A 3561-nucleotide genomic window follows, 5' to 3' on the forward strand; every position below is an offset into this window, starting at 1 on the left:
AGTCGCTATTGTTGTATATAAAAGTTTAATACCTGTAGTTTGCCGAATGCTTACAGTGGCAAGATGAAGGAACTTGCAACGATTGGTGTTGCATATAGTGAAGATGAGGTCGAAAATTTTGTAAATGAAGCTAAAGAATGGATTTCCAAGGAAGAATCCCGGCGTCATCCTCAACTCGATTTGTATGGTGAGGAGCGTGAAGCGTGTGACCGTGAGCGCGAAGAAGTCCGCCGCGTTCTGTCCAATGTCAGCAATATCCTTCTCAACGGATGCGACTTGATATTGGACCGCACGTTTGACAGGATTGGTTTCAATCGTATTGACGATGATGTATTCCGCAAGCTTGTAAAGGCTCGTTTGGCATATCCAACAAGTAAGGCTGCTACGGTGGAATATCTGAAAAACCACTTTGACGAAGATGTGGATCTCTCAAAAATCTATCGCTATCTTGACAAGCTTAGCGACCATCAGCACGAAATCGTACAGGACATAAGCGTGCGCCATACAGCGAAACTGTTCGGTGGAAATATCGGTGTGCTATTCTATGATGTCACCACACTTTATTTTGAAGCGGATTATGAGGACGACTTGCGGAAGACCGGCTTCTCGAAGGAGGGACGTCACAGTAATCCTCAGATCATACTCGGCCTGCTTGTAAGTTTGGGCGGTTATCCGCTTGCATATTGCATCCATGAGGGCAACAAATATGAAGGCCACACGATGCTGCCGACGATAAACGAGTTTGTAAGCAAATACGGTTTGGAAAACTTCGTTGTGGTGGCTGACTCCGGTCTGATGAACAATGCAAATATAGCGGAACTTGAGGCTCATGATTACAAGTATATAATAGGTGCGAAGATAAAGAATGAAAGTCAGGAAGTCAAGAACTGGATATTGGAACAGCCCAAGCGCGACTGCCAGATGGTTGAATATGACAAAGGAGGTGGCCGTCGGCTCTTGGTCGGCTATACAGACGACCGTGCTAAGAAAGATGCCTATAACCGAGAGAAGGGAATACGCAGGTTGGAAAAGGCTTACAAGCATGGTGCGCTCACGAAAGGTAACATCAACAAAAGAGGTTACAATAAGTTTTTATCCATGGATGGTGAAGTGAAAGTAGCCATCAACTATGACCGTATTGCCGACGACTCCAAATGGGACGGTCTAAAAGGATATCTCACCAATACTAACATACCAATACAAGATGTTTATGCTGCATACCACAACCTTTGGCACGTAGAACGTGCCTTTCGTATAGCCAAATCAAAGATAGAGATACGCCCCATGTTTCATTTTACACGCAAACGCATCGAGGCTCATATATGCATCTGTTTTGTGGCTTTGAAAGTCTACAAGGAATTGGAGCGTATGCTGAAAGTCTCAGAGATTAAGATGAGCGTAGACAAGGTGCTTGCATTGGCTAAGACAATCACAACCATACAAATTAAGCAACCTCTGAACAAGGAGGTTTACACCCAAACAATGCTGATGGCAAGACATCAGAAAATCGCCAAACTCTTTGATGAAAATTTTTGGGTGACGCAATGACGAAGTCAGGATAAAAATACCTATTGAAATAACCAATGATAATAAAACAATCTTTTTCATGTCTTCTTATATACTCTATTTTATCAACAATACAAAATTAGCAAACACGTTATAGAGTATAAAGTAAAACCGTTATACAGCAAGAGAGTACCGATATAAGGCACTCTCTTACCGACTAATCTTATGTACGCCCAGAAAATGCCAGAAGAAAAAAGAAACTGTTTCTACCTGCATTCCGAAGTGTAAATATTTCAGGGGGCACCTGTTCACTTACTTATATTATAAGCCTACAAACGTTCGCAGAACTCAACTCTCTCCTTATTAGGTCCTACTATCGTAAAAAATCTAACCCCATTCTCCCAAAACGGAAGACCATTCACACTGTTATCTGCCATTTCCACACCTAAAGATTTTACAAGGCAAAACACCTCGTCAATATTCTTCACATCTATTGCTATATGGTTTATCGCACCCGACTGCATTGCTGCCTGTCCGTTCTGATAAGTTTCAATTACAAGATTCTTCAATTGCAGGAAAGCTACATTCTCGCCATTGTTCTCTGTTTCAAGTTCTGTTGAAAAACCAAGGCTATTATAGAAATCTTTTGTTACCTGAATATCGTTTGTAGGAATTCCTATATGCTGGATTCCTGTAATATAATCTGTAAGTTTCATACTATTAAAATTTATTACTGTTATATGTTTTCAATGTCTTTTTCCCTGATCTTACATCCCCAAAGGGCATAAGCCAGCATCACAAGTTCGCACACAAGGGCGAGTGTCCATGTCCACTGCCAACTGCCAAGCATGTCGGTCAGTACACCTTGCAGAACCGGGAAGACAGCTCCTCCGAATACCCCCATCATAAATACTCCTGATGCCTTTGAGGTATATTCCTTCAATCCACGTACTGCAAGTGTGAATATACAGCTCCACATCACTGAGTGACACAAACCTACACTGACAAGCAACCATAGATTATTGGTAAACATCGATACGATAATTACAACCGAAGCCGCTATTGTAGTTCCCGCAAGCAATATACGAGGAGAAATCCAGTTGAAGAAACTGAAGAACAGACGTCCCACCATCAATCCGCCCCAATAAAGTGTGGCGAGCAATGCAGGAATACCCAAATCAAGTCCTCCAATCACAAGGCGCTCTTTTCCGAAGAATGACAGTCCGGCACCGGATTCAATCAGTTCCATGGCATGCAGGTTTACATTCACTCCTACAGCTACTTCTGTTCCCACATAGAAGAATATTGCAATGACACCCAGTGCAAGATGTCGGAACGACCATATACTTTTAGTTTGTGATGATGAGCCCGAACTTCTTGTGCCCTGTATATCAGGCAGGTTCAGACGTGAGGTCACCACTGTGGTTATCAGCATACAAAGTCCGATAAGCAGAAATGGTATCATAAGCTGGTCGGGAGTGACATTACTCAGCGATACTCCTGCAAAGATGACTCCTGTCACAAAGAATGGAGCAATAGTTGTACCCAACGAATTGATGGCGCATACTATATTCATTCGCTGTACCGGTTGTGTACCGGGAAGTTCGTATGCCGAAATATACGGATTGATGACCACCTGCAGAAGCGCTGCCGATGTACCCATAAGATAGGAACCGAGCAGAAAAACAAAGTATCCGTAGGGGATGCTGTCTGTTCCAATATTTAGTTTTACATCACCATAGTTTACTACTATCCACGATGACAGGCTGTACATTATAAGTCCGAAAACCATTACAACCAGAGCCCTCAGAAGAGTATTCTTGTAGCCCACCTTATTTATCCATTTTCCTCCAAGGGTACCATTAAGCAGATACCCCAGGAAAAAGAAGAATGAAATCATAGTAGTGAGCGTATTCTTGAGTTCTACTGCCTCGGACAGAAAAGCCACTGTGAGAGGTGCCTGAAACTGCCCGTTGACAGTAGTCAAGAAACCAACAATAAAGTATTTAAGTTTCGCAAGTCAGTATGAAAGTTTATAAGAGGGTATAAAAGAAG

At 42.5% G+C, this 3561-nt stretch carries 3 protein-coding genes; 1 reads left to right on the forward strand and 2 read right to left on the reverse strand.

Annotated features, from left to right (window positions below):
• Window positions 1-63 precede the first annotated feature (63 nt).
• On the forward strand, window positions 64-1548 hold the full coding sequence (locus QZ379_RS12325) for an IS1634 family transposase (protein WP_291565296.1): 1485 nt from the start codon (window positions 64-66) through the stop codon (window positions 1546-1548).
• A 287-nt stretch (window positions 1549-1835) separates the two neighbouring features.
• Here the strand turns inward: QZ379_RS12325 and QZ379_RS12330 are convergent, their stop codons facing one another.
• Both QZ379_RS12330 and QZ379_RS12335 read right to left on the reverse strand, forming a co-directional pair.
• A complete protein-coding gene (locus QZ379_RS12330) occupies window positions 1836-2222 on the reverse strand; it encodes a VOC family protein (protein WP_291565299.1) in 387 nt (128 codons plus the stop codon).
• 20 nt (window positions 2223-2242) lie between these two features.
• The gene (locus QZ379_RS12335) at window positions 2243-3505 is read right to left on the reverse strand and encodes an MFS transporter (RefSeq protein ID WP_291565302.1); all 1263 of its coding nucleotides are present in this window, start codon (window positions 3503-3505) and stop codon (window positions 2243-2245) included.
• Window positions 3506-3561 lie beyond the last annotated feature (56 nt).

The organism is Bacteroides sp. (assembly GCF_019417265.1).
GTDB lineage: Bacteria > Bacteroidota > Bacteroidia > Bacteroidales > Bacteroidaceae > Phocaeicola.